The 20,110-nt window shown below is 42.6% G+C and carries 12 protein-coding genes, 2 pseudogenes and 1 other annotated feature; of the genes and pseudogenes, 7 read left to right on the top strand and 7 right to left on the bottom strand.

The genetic code is table 11. From position 1 onward, the window contains the following. Positions 1-265 precede the first annotated feature (265 nt). A complete protein-coding gene (locus Q9Q86_RS16485; protein WP_000506885.1) occupies positions 266-595 on the bottom strand; it encodes a DUF4236 domain-containing protein in 330 nt (109 codons plus the stop codon). A gap of 208 nt (positions 596-803) precedes the next feature. On the opposite strand from Q9Q86_RS16485, the gene Q9Q86_RS16480 reads away from it, so the two are divergent. From Q9Q86_RS16480 to brxL, 7 genes are read left to right on the top strand one after another with little or no spacing between them, the layout of a single operon-like run. Then, entirely contained in the window at positions 804-1,670 is an 867-nt protein-coding gene (locus Q9Q86_RS16480; RefSeq protein ID WP_112987432.1) for a WYL domain-containing protein, read from the top strand. Positions 1,671-1,680: 10 nt separating this feature from the next. Next, a complete protein-coding gene (locus Q9Q86_RS16475; RefSeq protein ID WP_000892996.1) occupies positions 1,681-2,292 on the top strand; it encodes a DUF1819 family protein in 612 nt (203 codons plus the stop codon). 16 nt (positions 2,293-2,308) lie between these two features. Further along, positions 2,309-2,884 (top strand): DUF1788 domain-containing protein, encoded by a 576-nt coding sequence (locus Q9Q86_RS16470; RefSeq protein WP_112987433.1) that lies wholly within the window; start codon positions 2,309-2,311, stop codon positions 2,882-2,884. 41 nt (positions 2,885-2,925) lie between these two features. Further along, positions 2,926-6,606 (top strand): BREX system P-loop protein BrxC, encoded by a 3,681-nt coding sequence (gene brxC, locus Q9Q86_RS16465; RefSeq protein WP_112987434.1) that lies wholly within the window; start codon positions 2,926-2,928, stop codon positions 6,604-6,606. Positions 6,607-6,652: 46 nt separating this feature from the next. Then, positions 6,653-10,186 carry a BREX-1 system adenine-specific DNA-methyltransferase PglX gene (gene pglX, locus Q9Q86_RS16460; RefSeq protein ID WP_112987435.1) on the top strand — a complete coding sequence of 1,178 codons (3,534 nt, stop codon included), beginning with the start codon at positions 6,653-6,655 and terminating at the stop codon, positions 10,184-10,186. A gap of 43 nt (positions 10,187-10,229) precedes the next feature. Further along, positions 10,230-12,854 carry a BREX-1 system phosphatase PglZ type A gene (pglZ, locus tag Q9Q86_RS16455; protein WP_112987436.1) on the top strand — a complete coding sequence of 875 codons (2,625 nt, stop codon included), beginning with the start codon at positions 10,230-10,232 and terminating at the stop codon, positions 12,852-12,854. Between the two features lie 29 nt (positions 12,855-12,883). After that, on the top strand, positions 12,884-14,923 hold the full coding sequence (gene brxL, locus Q9Q86_RS16450; protein WP_112987437.1) for a protease Lon-related BREX system protein BrxL: 2,040 nt from the start codon (positions 12,884-12,886) through the stop codon (positions 14,921-14,923). Between the two features lie 124 nt (positions 14,924-15,047). On the opposite strand, the pseudogene Q9Q86_RS16445 reads toward brxL, so the two are convergent. From Q9Q86_RS16445 to Q9Q86_RS16420, 6 genes and pseudogenes are all read right to left on the bottom strand, one after another. Further along, a pseudogene (locus Q9Q86_RS16445) lies at positions 15,048-15,284 on the bottom strand (hypothetical protein); the annotation flags it as partial. Between the two features lie 196 nt (positions 15,285-15,480). Further along, positions 15,481-15,834, bottom strand: a complete 354-nt coding sequence (locus tag Q9Q86_RS16440; protein ID WP_228157649.1) for a hypothetical protein — start codon at positions 15,832-15,834, stop codon at positions 15,481-15,483. 43 nt (positions 15,835-15,877) lie between these two features. Further along, a protein-coding gene (locus Q9Q86_RS16435; RefSeq protein WP_100833221.1) for an IS3 family transposase occupies positions 15,878-17,097 on the bottom strand; the annotation gives its coding sequence in 2 pieces (ribosomal slippage) (positions 15,878-16,821 and positions 16,821-17,097; 1,221 coding nt in all). After that, positions 16,706-16,822, bottom strand: a sequence feature (AL1L pseudoknot). It overlaps the preceding gene by 117 nt. Positions 17,098-17,484: 387 nt before the next feature. Next, on the bottom strand, positions 17,485-18,207 hold the full coding sequence (locus tag Q9Q86_RS16430; RefSeq protein ID WP_004827012.1) for a hypothetical protein: 723 nt from the start codon (positions 18,205-18,207) through the stop codon (positions 17,485-17,487). Beyond that, positions 18,204-18,851 carry a hypothetical protein gene (locus tag Q9Q86_RS16425; RefSeq protein ID WP_004827010.1) on the bottom strand — a complete coding sequence of 216 codons (648 nt, stop codon included), beginning with the start codon at positions 18,849-18,851 and terminating at the stop codon, positions 18,204-18,206. The genes Q9Q86_RS16430 and Q9Q86_RS16425 overlap by 4 nt, the downstream gene beginning before the upstream one ends. 687 nt (positions 18,852-19,538) lie before the next feature. Next, positions 19,539-20,108: pseudogene (locus Q9Q86_RS16420) on the bottom strand (cation transporter); the annotation flags it as partial. Positions 20,109-20,110 lie beyond the last annotated feature (2 nt).

Below are 20,110 nucleotides of genomic sequence, written 5' to 3'. Positions count from 1 at the left end.
GGGTAGACATGGATACTCTTATTTATTAATTAAAACTCAAAGACTTTTCAGCATCATTCAAGAATGTATTCAAGCATAATTTCTGCTCCAATTGTGATGGATCGATTTACCTCGATTCGATTGAGTCAGACTATCATGATTGAGCCAGAGTCGCTTACTGAAAGTAGCGAGAATTGCGCTGGAGTTTCTGAAGGATATTAATTCCTTAGTTTGCCCATTCATCCATCTGGGCATTTTTTTTGATCAAAATACAGTGCTGTTCTTGCTAAAAAATGACGGCACCCACCATAAAACACAATATTCCAAAAATAATCCAAGGCCAGATCTTTGTCTTCGGTTGTTCTAAATTCTGAGGATTATATTCCGTGTGTTCTAGCGATGTCGGTTGTGGAACACGGGTCTTTTTAGAGTAAGGTTGGTGTTTAGAGTAAGATAGTCCCGTACCTGGAATGCCGACACTGGTTCGCGTACCTTTTTTCCCAATATTTAGAGAAGCACCAGGTTTGCCAATGCTGGCACTGCTGATGCCTTTATGGGTCAGATTAATTTTAAAACCCGGGAATAATTTAATACTTTTACGAAATCTAAAACCCATATTTCTCTCATTCTAAAACTTAGCTCAATTCACGCGCTATACCAGGATCCATGATCTGCTAGAGATCGTACTTTGACGGCTATCATCAGGATACTAGTATATTTTTTATCTGATGATTGCAATACTACCTTTAAATACCGTCAAAAATGTTTACTGTATATTTGCTGTAGGGTAATCTTAAAGCTGCTATTTATTGACTGATTGGTATATGACGACAGATAAGCATGAAGTCCTGCTACGAATGCGAGCCATCGAGCTGCTTGCTTACTGGGAAGGTCGTTTGGTTACCAATCGTTTGATGAGCTGGTTTGGGCTGAGTCGACAGCAGGCTTCTGCGGATATCAAGCGTTACAATACGCTGTATAACCCCGATGCCTTGATTCATGACCCCTCCGTAAAAGGCTATGTGCCTAAAGCCACGTTTCAACCGGTGCTGACTACCGTACATATCAATGAATATCTCAATATGCTCTCGGGCTTGGTCAGTGAATCGCATGCGCTGATTGCGATGCCAGAACCGAATCTTGCAGCAGTTCAATTACCTGATCGCAGTGTACGTCCTGAAGTGATTCGGGAAGTTTTGCGTGCCTGCCGCAACCAAAGTACTTTAAAAATGATTTATGCCTCGATGCAGAATCCGCAGTGGCATGAACGCATGATTTCCCCACATACCCTGGTGTATACCGGTTTTCGCTGGCATGTCCGTGCCTATTGCCATCAGAGCAAGCAGTTTAAGGACTTTTTACTCTCCAGAATTGATCGCACACCTGTTGTGGTGGCGATTGAGTCAGTAGACCCTGCTCAGGATCAGCAATGGCATGAAGAAATTGTACTGACGCTGATCCCTAATCCAAAATTGAATGAAGCTCAAAAAGCGCTGGTCGAAAAAGACTTCGGCATGCCTGATGGCAGATTACAGATTCCGGTCAAAAAAGCCCTGGCTCACTATACCTTGCAGCGATATCAGGCTGCGATCACGCTGGCTGAAGCAGATGATGCCTTGAAATATCCCTTGGTACTACAACGTTCAGATATCGAAAAACTGTCGTCTTATCTGTTTGATCAGGCCTCATAGGAGATTGGCCATGTTAGAACAATTTCATTATGACAGTGACCTGATTGGTGGTTCACTGATGGTGCGTGAAAGTCGGTTAATCGCGGATCTGTTATTGCGTGAGGCGACTCCAGAACAATGGCATCAGGCGATTCAGGTGGACAATATTCTGCAAAAAAGAACGCCTGCTTCAGCTCAACGCAATGCCACCGCTATTCGTAAGCGTCTGGAGCGCTTGGAGCCTGATTTCTGGAAAGCACTACGTGATGGGGATGATGAGCTGGCGACCCAGGTGGCTTTTTGTGGCGCATTGGAACGCAACCTGTTGCTGCTTGAGTTTATGGAAACGGTGATGAGAGAGGCCTATATCTCTCAGGCTCAATACCTGGACAGTTATATCTGGTCAGACTTTCTGGATGAGCGTTCACAACGCGATCTTGATATCTGTGATTGGAAAGAGTCCAGCAAGAAAAAAATGGGGCAGGTGGTATTTCGCATGCTGGCAGAAGCCGGTTACTTAAAAAGTACCCGTAAGCTGGAGTTGCAGCGTGTGATCGTCAGAGCAGAGCTGCGTAGCCTGTTGGAAGAACATTATAAACAACGCATTAAAAGATCTATGGAAGTGTCGCTATGGACGCGGTAGTTGTAGAGGGGCAGCAATGAGTCAAAAAATACATGAGCGTCTAAATCAGATTCCAGAGCGAATTCTTTCCACTGAGTTTCTCACTGGACAAGGATTGGGCAATGAAATTGGCTTCTGGATTTTTGATTATGCACCTGAAGATGAGTTGAAAGTGCGCGAATATCTGCATTTTCTCGAAGGGATGCTGGAGAAAAAACACAGTCAGCTGAAGGTGGTGAATATCAACCTGCTGCAAGCCGTGGTGGATTATCTGGATGAGCGTAACTTCATCGATAAAGCCATTCAAATGCAAAAAGCCAAAGGCGATGAAGCGCTGCTCAAAGCCTTAAAGGGTCCACTGCATATGGATAAGTTCGCGCCTTATCTGGTGAGTAAATATGCCACCAATGCGCAAGATATTGTGTTGATGACTGGGGTAGGGTCGGTTTGGCCACTGTTACGTGCCCATCACTTATTGAATAGTTTGCATTCGTTACTGGGGCATAAGCCAGTGGTGCTGTTTTACCCAGGTTATTACGACGGTCAAGCGATGAGTTTATTTGGAAAAATTCCAAGCAACAATTACTACAGAGCATTCAGATTAGTGCCTTAAACACGGCAAATAGAAATAAGAATTCGGGGGAATGGATTGAGATGAACATTAAAGAACTTTTTTACAAGCCATTAGATCGTGCAATTAACGGGGTGGTGAAGGCAGATCAGGATGATAATGCCACGGTTTACCAGGAGCTGGATGAGTACGTGGTCACCAATGAGCTGGAAAAGCATTTTCGTGACTTTTTCCAGTCTTATGGCACAGACCTGAGCGATCCTTCGATTGCCAATCGTGTCGGCGTGTGGATTTCAGGCTTCTTTGGTTCAGGTAAATCACACTTCCTGAAAACCTTGTCATATATTCTGGCCAATAAAGTGGCACGTGACGCGGAAGGTAACGAACGCAGTGCTGCAGAATTCTTTGATGAAAGCAAAATCCGGGATGCGTTTATCCGTGCGGATATTGGTAAAGCGGTTAGTCATCATGCCGATGTCATCCTATTTAATATCGACAGTAAAGCCAGTTCCAATGATGACGGTAATCCGATTCTGAATGTGTTTTTACGCGTGTTTAACGAATATCAGGGGTTTAGTGCTGACCATCCACATATTGCCCATATGGAACGTCACCTGAGCCAGAAAGGTGTGTATGAGCGCTTTAAACAGGCGTTTGAGGAATCCAGCGGCATGTCCTGGCTAGAGGAGCGTGACGGCTATCAGTTCTATCAGGATGATGTCGAAACCGCAATTTCCCAAGCCCTCAACTTATCAGCAGAAGCTGCGCATAAATGGTTTGAGGATTCTGAGCAGACCTTTAGTGTTTCGGTTGAAAATTTCTGTCAGTGGGTGAAAGAATACTTAGATAGCAAAGGACCCCAGCAACGCATGTTGTTCTTGGTCGATGAAGTGGGGCAGTTTATTGGCAGCGATACCCGCTTGATGCTGACACTGCAAACCATTACTGAAAACCTGGGTACGATTTGTAAAGGTCGGGCCTGGATTATTGTCACCTCGCAGGCAGACATCGATGCTGTTTTAGGTGAGATGTCTTCTTCCAAAGCCAATGACTTCTCCAAGATTGCTGGACGTTTTAAAACCCGTTTATCACTGTCCAGTTCCAATACCGATGAAGTCATCCAGAAACGTTTATTACGTAAAACCCCGGAAGCTGAAGCACTGCTCAGATCGGTGTTTGAGCAAAAGGGCGATATCTTAAAAAACCAGATCACCTTTGACCGTTCAGGCCCAACACTCAAGAACTATGAGGGTCCAGACAGCTTTATCAATAACTATCCTTTTGCGCCGTACCATTTCCAGCTGGTGCAAAAAGTATTTGAAGAAATCCGTAAGGTCGGTGCGACCGGTGCACACCTGGCCTATGGTGAACGGTCCATGTTGGATGCGTTCCAGATGGCCGCGAATGCGATTGCTACAGATGAAGTCGGTGCCCTGGTTCCTTTCCACCGCTTCTATACTTCAGTGGAAGGATTTCTGGATACAGCAGTGAAGCGTACCATCGACCAGGCAGGGCAGAATAAGACCCTGGATGGTTTTGATGTGCAGATGCTGCGTACCCTGTTTATGATCCGCTATGTCGATATCATCAAAGGTACGCTGGATAACCTGGTGACTTTGTCGATTGAGAAAATTGATGAAGATAAGCTGGCATTGCGCAAGCGGATTGAAGAGAGCCTGCAGCGTCTGGAAAAAGAGAGCCTGATTACGAGGAATGGCGATGAGTTCCTGTTCCTGACCAATGAAGAACGTGATATCACTCGCAAAATTAAAGCCACTGACTTAGCAGCTTCAGAAGAAAATAAAGAGTTAGCCAATCTGATCTTTAAAGATTTACTGCGCGATCAGAACAAATACCGCCATCAAGCCAACAAGATGGACTATCAGATTGGACGTTTCCTAGATAGCCATAGCCTGGATGGCAAGTATGAGAGCGATTTGAAAGTTGAAATCATTTCTCCACTAGATACGGAATATAACCTCTACACTGAAGCTTACTGTATTGGTAAAAGTACTCAGGCCGAAGGGCAGATACTGTTTAAACTGGCAGACGATAAACAGTTCTTTAATGAGCTGCGCACCTGGCTGAAAACCAATAAATTCATCCGCTTAAATGATGATGGCACTCAGTCCGATATTTCCCGTATTCTGGCAGACCGTGGTCGTGAGAACCAAGAACGTAAAAAACGCCTGCGTGTCCGGGTCGAAGAAATGTTGCTGGACGCGGAAAGTTATGCCTTGGGTCAGCATCTACAACTATCATCTTCAAGTCCAACCACCAAGCTGGATGAGGCTTGTCGTTATTTGCTGGAAAACACCTATACCAAACTGAGCTATCTGCAGGTCTATCAGCAGGATGCCTGGCGTGAACTGAACGCCGTCTTGACTGTTGATGATATGGCGCAACTCGGATTGTCTCTGGATGGCGGTCAAAGCAATCCGAAAGCCCTACAGGAAGTGGAGCAGTACATTGCACTACGCGCCACTGGTACAGAGCGTATTCTAGTCTCAGATGTGATAGATCGTTTTGCCAAACGTCCTTATGGCTGGCCGGATGCCGAGATTTTACTATTGGTGGGTCAGCTGGCGGCAATGGGGCGGATTTCTCTGCAGTTAAATGGCGGCAGCTTACAATTAAAAGATGCCTTTGAGCCTTTACAGAACAGCCGCCGTCGCCGTGATGTTTCCATTATTAAAAAGCGCCAGACTGATGATCAGGTGTTGAAACAGGCACGCCAACTGACTCAAGGGCTGTTCTCGGCTATGGGACCAGCGACAGAAAAAGAGCTATTTGAATTCTATACCCAACATTTTAAAAACTGGTTAGCCAACTTTAAGTCGTATAAGAGTAAAACTGATGTCGGACAGTTCCCGGGCAAGAAAGTGATTGAAAAGTCGATTCTAACTTTGGAACGTCTGCTGGCGAATAGCGACAGCTTTGATTTCTTTAAGGCCGTGGTCGAGAACAAGGACGACTATCTGGATCTGGAAGAAGATTATCGTGACATTCATGAATTCTTTAGTAATCAGATGCCAAGCTGGCAGCAACTGCAACAGGCCTTACGTCATTTTGAGAAAAACAAACAGGCGCTGGGCAGTGATGAGGTGGCAAAAAAAGCCCTCTCTGAATTACATCGCATTTCGACCATTGAATCACCATATGGTTTACTCAATAAAATCGCTGATTTGGTTCGCACTGTGGAAAGCGTCAATGAGCGACTGTTGAGTGAGAAGCGCAATCAGGCGATAGAACACATTGATGACAAGATCAAACAGTTAGAAGCCGAGATTAAAAACAGTGGCATCGCTACCGCTGAGCTGAGTAACAAGCTATTACGCCCACTACAACTGCTGAAAACGGATATTGAAGTGGAAACTAGCCTGTCCACCATCTATATGTTGCAAACTCAAACCGCCGTGGAGCGTTTTGATGAAGCCTTGTATGAGTTGGAAAGCGAAGTTCAGACGGAAATCCAGCGTCAGGCCAAAGCGGCACAACTGGCTCAGAGCAAAGCAGAGAGTGTAACCAACACTGCAACCACCTCCAGCCCAGTTACATCAACACCTGCTGTGAGTCCGGTACAGCCTGCGACAGCCGTAGTGCCACCGAAACCAGTGGTAGAAGTTGATGTCGCTAGCATTTACAGCAAAACCTCCAGCAGTGTCTATCTGGAAACAGAAGAGTCAGTGGATCAGTTTGTAGATGCACTCAAAGCTGAACTGAAAAAAATTGTGAGTGACAAAAAGCGTGTGCGTATCCGCTAACAGGGCTTAGGGATATCAGCATCAGTAATTCATTTAAGGTTGAACTATGAACACCAGCAATATTAAAAAATACGCACCGCAAGCACGTAACGATTTTATCGCAGCGATGCGCAAGCAGGCCGCCAAATATGGCATCACCGCAGACAGTATTTTACCGGCAGAACAGAAAGGCGACTTGCTGCTGATTGGCGATCAGGTTTTTCCGCTATCCGTCATGAAACCTCGTGAGAAGCTGATCAAACGCATTCAAACCAGCAGTTTTGAGCAGACGGTTGATTATATCGCTTACAGCTGGTTTAACCGTCTCTGTGCGATTCGCTACATGGAATGCAAAGGCTTACTCGATCATGGCCGCCGTGTGTTGAGTAGTGCTGATGGCAGTGCAGGCTTGCCACAGATTCTGGAAGAATGTCTGGATATTGACCTACCAGGTTTAGATGCCAGCCGTGTGGCTGAGCTTAAGCTGGATGGCAATAAAGACGAAGAATTGTACCGTGAACTGTTACTGGCTCAGTGTCAGGCGTTGAATCAGGTGATGCCACTCCTATTTGAACAGGTCTCTGATGAGTCTGAACTACTGTTACCGGATAACCTGACCAAAACCGATTCGTTGATCCGTGATCTGGTCAGCAGCATTCCGGAAGAAGACTGGTCGGATGTACAGATTATTGGCTGGCTGTATCAGTTCTATATTTCTGAAAAGAAAGACCAGGTGATTGGTAAAGTCGTCAAAAGTGAGGATATTCCTGCCGCGACGCAACTCTTCACCCCAAACTGGATTGTGAAGTATCTGGTGCAGAATAGTGTCGGTCGTTTATGGATGATGGCACAGCCAGAAAGTACACTAGCGAGTAGTTGGGAATATTACATTCAGCCTGCGGAACAGACGGATGAAGTCAATGCCCAGTTAAAACAGCTGATTGATGTGCGGATCAGTGAAGATGGCGATACCTTAAACCCTGAAAGCATTACGGTACTCGATCCAGCTTGTGGTTCGGGGCACATTTTGGTGGAAGCTTATGATTGCTTAAAAGCGATTTACTTAGAACGTGGTTACCGTAGCCGCGATATTCCACGTTTGATTTTGGAGAATAACCTGTACGGGATTGATATTGATACCCGTGCTGCACAGTTGGCCAGTTTTGCGTTGTTGATGAAAGCACGTGAGGATGACCGCCGTTTATTTAGCAATCCACCCAACATAAATATTATTGCTTTACAGGATAGTCAGGATTTAGATGCAGATCAAATCTGGCAAGATCTCAACTTAAATCAAGCATGGCAAAAAGGCAGTCATGTTGATCTGTTTGGCAATGATCAAAATGATTTAAGTACTCCTAAAAATGATGCACGTTATGCTTTAATTCAAGAATTGGTAGAAAAGTTTAAAGAAGCCAAAACATTTGGTTCTTTAATCTGTATGGATAGTCCTGAACAAGACTTTGCTGATTTACAGAAAACCTTACAAGATTTGGTTACTGAGGGAGATACCTTACAGAAAGCTGCTGCTAAAAAACTATTGCCTTTGCTTATACAAGCAAAACTATTAGTTAAAAAATATGATGCCGTGATTGCGAATCCGCCGTATATGGGCGGTAAAGGCATGAATACAGCACTGAAAGACTTTGCTAAAAAGCAATTCCCGGACAGCAAGTCAGATTTGTTTGCCATGTTTATCGAGCGTGGGTTTTCATGGTGTAAGGATAGTGGTTTCAACAGCATGGTGACCATGCAAAGTTGGATGTTCTTATCTTCTTATGAAGCAATGCGTGAAAAACTGCTACATGATCGAACTTTGTCTTGTATGGTGCATATGGGCAATGGAGTAATGGGAATTGCCTTTGGTACGGCTGCTACTGTCATGCTAAATAACCATGTTAATAATTATGAAGGTAGTTTTTCTTATTGTGAAAATGATGATGTAAATGAATTTGGCATCCCCAAACAATTCCCTGTACAGAATGAGCGACTAAAAACAGCAAAACCAGATGATTTTAAGAAAATACCTGGAAGTCCTGTGGCTTATTGGGTGAGTGATAAGGTACGTAATTCTTTTTCGACTTTTCCAAACATGGGAAGCCTTGCTGTCTCTTCAAATGGCGTCCAGACAGGAAATAACAATAATTATGTAAGATCATGGAATGAAATAAATATTACGAAGCTAAACTTAAAATGGTTTCCATATAATAAAGGAGGTTCATATAGAAAATGGTATGGTAATTACGAATTTTTAGTAGACTGGGAATTTAATGGCAGAAGAATTAAATCTGAAAGTAATTCCTGTACTAGAGGTGAAGAATATTATTTAAAACTTGGCATAACTTGGTCAGATGTTACAAGTGGAAAGTTAGCGGGTAGATTACTGCCAGAAGGTTTCCTATTTGATGCAGCAGGACCATCAGCATTTTATGAAGACAAAAAGCTAACTTATATTGGATTGGGTTTACTAAATACTAAATTTGCTGATTATTGGTCGAAAATTTTAAATCCTACTTTACACTTTCAGTCTGGTGATTTTCGAAAATTAACGCTAGGGCCAAACTATATTTCCATCAATACGGAGAATATAGTTAAAAGTCTTATCTCAATTGCTAAATTTGATTGGGATTCCTATGAAACTTCATGGGACTTTACTCAAAACCCAATTATTCGTACGCAACAGCCAAATTTAAAAGAAGCCTTTAATACATGGCAACAGCAAAATGCTGACGCCGTGGCTGAAATGAAACGTCTGGAAGAAGAAAACAATAAGCTGTTTATTGATGCTTATGGTTTACAGGATGAACTCACCCCAGATGTACCCGATGAGCAAATTACGCTGACCCGTGCCGACCGTGAAAAAGACAGCCAACGTTTAGTGTCTTATGCGCTTGGTTGCATGATGGGACGTTATAGCCTGGACGAACCAGGTCTGATCTATGCCCATGCAGGCAATCAAGACTTTGATGCTAGCCGTTATCAAACATTCCCGGCAGATGCTGACGGTATTATTCCATTGACCGAAATGCACTGGTTTGAAGATGATGCAACGCACCGTATTCGAGAGTTCTTAACTGCCGTTTGGGGGAAAGAGACACTGGATGCCAATATGCAGTGGCTCGCAGAAAGCTTGGATAAAAAAGCCAGTGAAACAGCAGAAGACACCATTCGCCGTTACCTCGCCAGCAAGTTCTATAAAGACCATATGCAGACCTATAAAAAGCGCCCGATCTACTGGCTATTTAGCAGTGGTAAACAGGGGGCTTTCCAGGCGTTGGTGTATTTGCATCGTTATAACGAAAGTACTTTGGCTCGTATGCGTACCGAATACGTTATGCCACTGATTTCCAAAATGGCTGCCTATGCCAACTCTCTGGAAACAGCAAAAGAAAGCAGTGATTCTACTGCTGAAATTCAACGTATCGAGAAAAAACTGCAAGACTTGCATAAGCAACAAGCTGAACTGAGTAGCTTTGAAGAAAAACTGCGTCACTATGCCGATCAGCGTATTACTTTAGATCTAGATGATGGGGTGAAAGTCAATTATGGCAAGTTTGGGGACTTGTTGGCTGAAGTGAAAGCAGTGACGGGGGAAAAGTGATGAATAGCTTTTCTTCCACACTAGATCATGCAGAGGTGGTTGCATGAACTTAAGTCAACTTCAACAAGGCCTGGAACAAGCCTTTTATACTGAACAGCATCGAATTGTCTTTTGGTATGATGCAGAACAGTCATTTACTGAAGAAATCAAAGCCCTAGAGCTAAATGATGTCCAGATTCTGAATATGGCAGAAGAGTCGAGTCTGGAGATCAAGCTCAAACTGGAACTTGAGGATCAGCAGGGTAAGTACTTGCTGTATTTCCCTAGTCCTGAGCCTGAGACCGAAAAAGACTGGTTACTGGACATCAAGCTCTATTCTCGCAGCTTCTATGCCGATCGTTTCTCGATTATCTTTAATGAGCTGGGTTTACAGCAGCAGAGTCTAAGAGAACATCTGGCCAAACGTGAAGAATTCCTTAAAGCTAAAGCCCGTCTGAGCGCGTTAAGACGCTATATCCAGCCTGAGGCCGATGCCCAGGATCTGGACATGGCCATGATTGCAGCTGTGGTCAAGGCCGACAGTGCCGAGCTGATGCATATTGTCCTGGCGCTGGCAGATGAAATGGTACAGCAGAACCTGGCTCTGGAAGTGAATCCGGAATCCTTTGCTGAACTGGAAAAATTCCAACTGGTGCCAGCTTTAGTCACAGCATTACAGGCGGAAATTGGTTATCCAGCATCGGTTGAAGAATTGAATGGGGAAGCACCATTCAAGCTCGGTACGTTTTTTATCCGTTTAATGAGCACAGGTTTCTGTGAAAGCTTGGGCGATATCCCCGTATGGGCTCAGGAACTGGTGATGTCATCTGTCAGTTCACGTGCGACGGCTAGAGCCTTCTTGTCACGCTGGAGAGACAGCTCCAAATACTACCCAACCTTTGATAAGCTTTCCCAGAGCGTGGCCAATGCACTGCGGATCCAAGAAAAGGTCGGGGCTTTTGATCTGGAGCAGCTGCTCGATGTCATGACCTTTGAAGTGATTGAACAAAAGATCATTGTTGATTTGGCCAGTCATATCCCCGCAGCAGCCAAAGCTGAACTGGAACATTTCAGAACGATTATTTCTACCCGTCTGGATGGCTATTGGGCGTCCAAACATAAGGACGATGCAACCCGCCGTAAATACCGCACCGTCTATACAGCGTTGCAGGCAGCGATTGAGCTGTTCAGCCTGCGACTGCTGTTTGATGCCGGTTTCTATTTCGACTCTAGCGAAGCCTTGTATAAAGCCTACGAGCAGGAGTTGTATCGCTTTGATATGGCCTATCGCCACTACAGTGCTGCTTCTCAACGCGCTCATGTCGATATCCTGAAAAAACTCGATGAAGAAGTCGAAAATTGCTATTCCTACTGGTTTATTGACCACTTGGCACGAAACTGGGGAGAGCGGATTGAAGCTGAGCAACGCTTGAATGTCTGGAAAGTGGCAGATATCCCAAATCAGCAGAACTTCTACGATACTCACGTTAGACCCTTACTCAGTTCCGCAACGAAACGCCGTATTGTGGTGATTATCAGTGATGCTTTCCGTTATGAAGCTGCGGTAGAGCTGCGTGATCGTATCAATGAAAAGCGATATTCTGAAGCGACATTGTCTTCACAGCTGGGCGTTGTCCCAAGTTACACCACACTTGGCATGGCCTCGTTGTTGCCGCATCAGACTTTGGAGTACAAAGAGGCCGCAGGTGATGATGTTTTAGTAGATGGGCAGTCCAGCAAAGGGACTGCAGCACGATCCAAAATTCTGGCTGCCTATAATGGATTGGCGGTTACCGCTGAAACGGTAAAAGGTTGGTCGCGTGATGAAGGCCGTGAAGCACTTAAAGACCATGATTTGATTTACGTTTATCACAACGTGATTGATGCTCGGGGAGACAGTGCCTCTACAGAATCAGAAACCTTTATGGCGGTTGAACATGCCATTGAAGAGCTGACTGAACTTAGCCGCAAAATCTTGATGCATTTCAATATTTCTACCCTGTTGATCACAGCCGACCATGGCTTCTTGTTCCAGCAAAGTAAATTAGAATCTGCGGATCGTTCAAGCTTGACTGAAAAACCAGCCAATACATTGAAGAGCAAAAAACGCTATGTGATTGGGCATGGTTTACCAGAGAGCAAGGAAGCATGGAAAGGCTCAACCCAAGCTACGGCAGGCACACTATCTGCGACTGATTTCTGGATTCCAAAAGGGGCGAACCGTTTCCATTTTGTAGGAGGCTCACGTTTTGTGCATGGCGGCATCATGCCTCAGGAAATTGTGGTGCCGGTACTGACTGTAAAACAGCTACGTGGTGAAAAGGCTGGACAGCGGACCAAGCGTAAAGTTGAGGTCATTTCTACCAAATCCACGCTGAAGATGGTCAATAACATCCAGAAGTTTGATTTGATGCAAACTGAAGCTGTCAGTGAGCTGGTCATGCCAGTGACTTTATCCATTGCCATTTATGATGGGGATCTCAAAGTTTCCAGTGAAGAAACTTTGACTTTTGATAGCACTACCGATTCTGTTGCCGATCGGGTCAAACAGGTCAGACTCTCATTGTCTGGCACTGATTTTGACCGTAAGAAAGATTACTTCCTGGTACTGAAGGACAAAGACCTGAATATCGAGATGCAACGCTATAAGGTCACCATTGATCTGGCATTTACCGATGACTTCTTCTAATAACGAATTAACGATAGAGCGTAGCCTACATGGAATCTGCTAACGATAAAGAACTGGATCAGCTGCTGAATGAACACTTTGCTGGGCGGGTGGTACGTAAGGATCTGACTAAACTGATCAAAGAAGGGGCCAATGTCCCGGTCTATGTACTCGAATACCTGCTAGGGATGTACTGTGCCTCGGATGATCCAGAGATCATTGAACAGGGACTACGTAACGTAAAGACGGTTCTGGCAGAGAACTATGTACGACCTGATGAAGCTGAGAAGGTGAAATCCCTGGTTCGTGAACGGGGCAGTTATAAGGTCATTGACCGGGTGACCGTAAAGCTGAATGAGCGTAAAGACAAATACGAAGCATCATTTAGTAATCTGGGCATCAAAGATGCCGAAATCTCGGCAGGCATCGTCAAAGAGTATGAAAAATTACTTGTTGGTGGTATCTGGGTCATTGCTACGCTCAGTTATTATTTTGAAGAAGGACAGACTAGTTCTCCATTTGGGGTGAGCTTACTCAAGCCGATTCAAATGCCGAATATGAATATGGATGAACTCTTCAGTGGCAGAGCAGCATTAAGCACGGATCAGTGGCGCGAGAGTTTAATCCGTTCCATCGGCATGGAACCGGCTTCGTTAAAAGAGGACGTGCAATGGCACCTATTAGCGCGTATGGTTCCGTTCGTTGAAAATAACTATAACGTCTGTGAACTTGGACCACGCGGTACCGGGAAAAGCCATATTTACAAAGAGTGTTCACCGAATAGTATTTTAGTCTCTGGTGGGCAAACGACTGTCGCCAACCTGTTCTATAACATGAGCAGCCGCCGTATTGGTCTGGTAGGCTTATGGGATGTGGTAGCTTTTGATGAAGTCGCTGGTATTTCCTTTAAGGACAAAGATGGCGTACAGATCATGAAAGACTACATGGCCTCAGGATCTTTTGCCCGTGGTCGTGAACAGATGGAAGCCTCAGCTTCGATGGTTTTTGTGGGTAATATTAACCAAAGTGTTGAATCCTTGGTGAAGACTAGCCACTTATTGGCTCCTTTTCCTGAAGCCATGATCGATTCGGCATTCTTCGATCGTTTTCATGCCTATATTCCAGGTTGGGAAATTCCAAAAATGCGTCCGGAATTCTTTACCAACCGTTATGGTCTAATCGTTGATTATCTGGCTGAATTCTTCCGGGAAATGCGTAAGCGTAGTTTTGCGGATGCCATTGAGAAGTACTTCAAACTCGGAAATAACCTGAATCAGCGCGATGTGATTGCCGTTCGCAAGACGGTTTCTGGATTGATGAAGCTGCTCTACCCACACGGTCAGTTTAATAAAGAAGATGTACGCCTGTGTCTGGAATATGCACTGCAGGTCCGCCGTCGCGTCAAAGAGCAGCTGAAGAAAATTGGTGGCATGGAATTCTATGACGTTCATTTCAGCTACATCGATAATGATACCTTAGAAGAACATTTTGTCTCAGTCAAAGAGCAGGGTGGTGGCGGACTGATTCCCGAAGGTCCAGCCAAGCCAGGTTTTCTGTATACCATTGGCCTCAGTAATAAGGGCATGCCAGGCTTATACCGCTTAGAACTTCAAGTCACTAAAGGTTCAGGAAAGTTGGCGACATCTGGCTTATGGAATTCAAGCAGTGCCAAAGAACAGGTCAAGATTGCTTTTGATTACTTCAAGGCCAATGCATCCCGGATCTCGGGGGGCAGTAAGGTGCTGGAACATGATTTCCACTTACATGTGGTGGAATTACAGAATACCGGCCCGCTCAGCCATCTTGCCTTACCAAGTTTAGTGGCTTTCGCTTCTGGCCTGTTAGGACGATCGGTACAAAGTCAGATGGTGGTATTGGGTGATATGAGCTTGGGTGGTTCTGTGACACCGGTGGAAAGTATTGCCGAATGTCTTCAAGTTGCTTTTGATGCGGGTGCCAAGAAGGTTGCTTTGCCAATGAGTAGTGCTGCAGATATCCCAACCATTCCAGTTGAACTATTTACTAAGTTCCAGACCAGCTTTTATGCAGATCCGGTAGATGCTGTGTTTAAGGGGCTAGGGGTGGATTAATTTCATATCTGTCTGGAAGAGTTACAGTAGATTGTTTTAAATTCAGTTTCTCAAGTTAAACACCATGTTGTAAAAGCATAATACTGCCTCTTTTAAAGAGCTAGTATTTTAGGGGGGGATTACCCTTCATTTTTTCTTGATCAGATATCTGTTGTATTTTGACAGGATTTTGTTGATCTAAATATTTTTGATACCAAACACGCAATGTTTCAGGAGTACAACCGATTTTAGGAGCAATAGCTGTGATTGCTGCCCAAGTAGAAGGATAATCTTTTTCAGATTCAATTAGTAATTGAACCGCTCTTTCTCTGATTTCAGGGGTCAATTTTACTTTGCCATTTGTAAGATAAAAGGGGGCAATTTTAGAATGCCGTTGACAATGTATCGCCTTTTGAGTTTGAAGCAATGTACAATGATAAGATTAACCCGTTAGGTCAGGTGGCCTAACTTAAATAAAAATTCTCCGACAAACCCGGTACGGTTCATAGCGAGTATCTGCTTATAAAAATTAGGTTTATTTGATTTTAACATCCGAATTGGGTATATGAGATTTTATGTTAAATGAATGATATAACCCATAGAGAAATATCATCAAATAATGAAGATACTTCGGATAAATTTTTGCTATAAATTATTGTTTTTATATCATTTTCTGAAAGCTTCCAAAATCCATCGGATGCTAGAATATATGTGGATTTTTTTTCAATATCTAAGGTCTTAAAGCTCAAGGGTTTTAACTTTTTTGTATTAAATGACTTGGTGACAATATTATCATTTGAAGAAGACCTAAGTATCATTTCGATACTTTGGGGATCTGTTTGATTATTTAAGCTCATCGCTAAATTATGAGGATAAGTAATCCAACTGATTTGTTGCTCATTATTGATTTTCCCAAGTCTGCAATCACCCAAATGTTGAACCGTACCGGGTTTGTCGGAGACTTTTTTATTTAAGTTAGGCCACCTGACCTAACGGGTTAATCTTATCATAGTACATTGCTTCAAACTCAAAAGGTGATACATAACCCAGTGCACTGTGTACACGCTCTTTATTGAACCAATCTACCCAGTTTAGTGTCGCAAGTTGTACATCCGCTAAACCTTGCCAATCCGCTTTTAAATATTCAATCACCTCTGTTTTGTATAAGCCATTCACCGTTTCAGCCAAAGCATTATCGTATGAATCACCGGTCGTACCGACTGATGCTCGTAAATTTGCTGCTTCTAAACGATTGGTATAACGAATGGAAAGATATTGCACGCCTCTGTCACTATGATGAATCACGTTCTTTGGCATGCCTCGATCATGCAATGCTTGCTCCAGTGCATCGAGCACCATATCTGTATTCATACGTGTTGATACTTTCCATCCAACAATTGCTCGCGAGAACACATCAATAATAAAGGCGGTATAGACCCAGCCTGAATGAGTTTGAATATACGTGAAGTCAGCGACCCACAGCTGGTCAGGATGATCTGCATTAAAATTGCGTTTTACTAAGTCATCTGCTCGTTTTTGATCATCTCGGCTACGGGTGGTTTGTTTATTCTTACCACGCCAAACACCTTGTATACCTAGCTTCTGCATCAATCGAGCAACTGTACAACGTGCGATAACATAACCTTCACGTTTCAATTGTTGCCAGACCTTACGCACACCATATCGACCTAAACTTTCTTTCCAAATACGTTTGATTTGCTCTGCATGATGTAAATCATGCAGAGCACGTTTCGCTCGATGTTCTGGGTTATCAACGAGATCTAAAGCCCGATAATAGGTCGAAGCTGCAATCGGTAAAATTCTACAAATCGCTTCAACACCATATCGATCTTTATTGTTCTGGATAAAATCCACCATTATTTGTGTGGGCGGTCGAGCTCCGCCTGGGCGAAAAAAGCGGCTGCTTTACGTAGAATTTCGTTAGCACGTTGCAGTTCTTTATTTTCACGTTCGAGTTGTTTAATACGTTCTTGATCTGAAAGTTGCTGTACTTTAATTGGGTTTTGTTTATCTAAATATTTTTGATACCAAACACGTAGAGTTTCAGGAGTACAACCTATCTTGGGAGCAATAGCGGTGATTGCAGCCCAAGTAGAAGGATAATCTTTTTCAGATTCAATCAATAATTGAACCGCTCTATCTCTGATTTCAGGGGTGTATTTTACTTTTTTCATCGGGACATTCTCTCAAGAAAAGTGGTCTCCGACAAACCCGGTACGGTTCATGTGCTGAATAAATTTGAGTCTGACTAAAAATAACCATCAAAATACTCATTGCTGCAGGTCGCAATTTTCCCCGATGTTCTATATAAAAATTCTCTGTTAGACGTTCAAAAAAATCATGTATATCTTGTGTAGTATTATTTAATTGAGCAAAGACGTCCTTCAAAGAAAGCACATAAGCCTGAAAATTTTTAACTAGTATGTCGCTGTTTTTACATCCCCCATGACCATCCACTACGTAACAAAAATATAGATTTTCATTATCAGTAAGGTTCCCTACAGCATCGATTCCAAATTTTTCTGGTGCGCTAAGATTCTGACATAAGGAAAAGGAGTTTATTAATATGCTTTTGGCCATTGTTTTATGATCGCTTGAATTACTTGTAAAGCTCTTTCTCTTGAGCCAAATCTACATTGATCTTCCATTATGATTTCAAAATCAGTTAATTCAGTGAGTTTTTTAAATTGATCAGATAAGTAATCTTTGAGTTCTTTTGGAGCATTATAGACTTCTTCAACTAAGGCGGATCGTCCCAGGCAAATTGTGATGATATCTTCTAAGTCTTTGCTATATAAGGGATCTTCTTTACGACCATGGAATGCTTCAAACTTGGTTGCTAAGAAATATTCAGGCATTAAGGTATTGATAATTAAATTATTCCCCAGCTTATACTCTACTTTTTTCTTATAAGCTTCTAGATACCAAGAGTTAGAGAAGCCTAAAATTTTTTCATCAGTGGGCATAAAGTCTACAATTAGATCTTCTCCTAGTTGGTAACGACAAGTGAAGTCCGTATTCTTTTCAAATGGATCTGAACTTTGATAATTTTTAAACCCTAGTTTTCTGACTTTCTCATCTAACTCATACCATTGGGTTGTGGTCTTTATATCTACAATTAAATCAACATCTTGAGTGTATCTAGTTGATAAAGATAAATTTTCTGGATCTAAAAACAGGCTAGTAGTGCACCCTCCAATAAATACTAGGTCTTTGATAAGATCCTCGCTTAAAGCACTTACAACCTGCTCTAGCATCTTCATTTGTGTTAAAGCATTATTCATTGTAGATACTCACGTAATAACTTTTCAGCTATTTTCTTTTCCCTTGGGGAACCTATTCTAAACACATCAATAAGAGCAAAAACTTCATACAGGAAATTATCATCTAACGCTGCATATGGTACAGATTTATATAATGGTTCAACTGCTAATCCTGAAATTGATTGATAGCTTTGAGCGGGCCAAATATAAGGTAATGAAGAAGAATACGATAAATGATCTGAAAGTTTTTTATTATTGAAAACAGTAGGAATACCAATATCAATAGCACCAACTTCTGTATGGAAAAAGTATTGAAAACTGTAAATAATTAGGTCTAAGAGAGCTCTTCTATTGGTTTTCCATTGCATTTCTACTAGCTCTAATCGCTTAAATGGTGAATTAGAGGTTACGATCAATAGCCCTATCTTGATTAAACGCTTTAAAGATTCTGCAACCTCACTTTTACTAATAACTACTGCTTCAGCCAACCCTCTGATTGATAAAGAATCATAAAAAGCACTTAATTTTAAAAAGATATCTAACTGCTCATCTTCTAATTTATCCCACTCAAGTTGTGCTTCTGAATAGTATTCTTTGAATATCTGGTGCTGATTCTCAATAGAGATCAGTTTTACGAGAACTAGAATGTCTTGAGGTTTAATCATATTAAGTTACCTTGTCCTCAATCCGTGGACTGAATTCATATTTGATCAACTCGTTACACTATTTGCAAGTATTTTTTAAAAATAATATTAAATAAAAAAGCCCGACATCTTGTCGGGCTTTTTCATCTTTGGTGCTAGGTAGGGCTGTCTACCTAATAATCCTGGTGCTAGAACTTATCGTTATTGTTTTATGTTCCGGAACGTCCTGTTCCTGTATGACTTCATCATAAGTAAAAAACCGCAGCTGCCCTAGCCGCAAAATCCTTAAATCTCTGTGCGCCAGGGCGTACAAAAATGGATAAAAGTTGTCCCGGTTTTATCCGCAGAAATTGGGGATAGTTTTCGCCCTGGAAGGGCTGAGAACATTGGAAAAACCGAAAAATTGACTACTTTTTAAACAAAATTATTGGAAAGAACTATCAAAACCGCTCATAAAAAAGCCAATTCGAGGGTGAATTGGCTTTTTATAATTCCATATCATAATGATTTTAAAAGATAAAATAATGAATGAATTCGCATAAGAGTTTTTATGTTAAATAGCCCTCAACAGAGGGCTATTTTTAATACTAAAAATTACATGCTTTTAAGACATAAGGATTCATATGCTGCACCTTTAGCTAAAACAGTCTTCAGCTTACCATTCGTGGTTATTTGCAATAGTGCCAAATAGATTCATTTTCGATACTCTTACTTCAAAGCCAAAATTTTTCGGGCACCATTAAGTACGAATAAAGAAACCAGTATGCCAATGATTAAGTCTGGATAAGCTGATCCCGTCCACGCCACGAGTACACCGGCAAATATAACGCCCATATTTACGACAACGTCATTCGCCGAGAAAATCCAACTGGCTTTCATATGTGCGCCATCTTCTCGATGACCAGAAATAAGATATAAGCATGTCACGTTAGCTATAAGTGCGAGCAGGCCAATAACAATCATGAGCGTTGATTCTGGCTCGCTTCCAAACATGAATCGTCTAATGACATCAACAATCACGATAACAGCAAGTAATAACTGAATCCAACCTGCGAAATGGGCTGCTTTTATTTGATATTTCGCAGCTTTTCCGACGGCATATAGCGCAATACCATAAACGGCTGCATCGGCAAACATATCTAGAGAATCAGCAATCAATCCTGTAGACGCAGCAATAATACCGCTGATGAATTCTATAAAGAAAAGTAGAGCATTAATACCTAATAACAGTTTAAGTACTTTAGCTTGTCTCACAGGATCAGGTTCATTAGGTATATTGA

The organism is Acinetobacter sp. A22 (assembly GCF_030913345.1).
GTDB lineage: Bacteria > Pseudomonadota > Gammaproteobacteria > Pseudomonadales > Moraxellaceae > Acinetobacter > Acinetobacter junii.
Note: the sequence above shows the minus strand (reverse complement) of the source record. Positions and strands in the feature narration are given on the sequence as shown.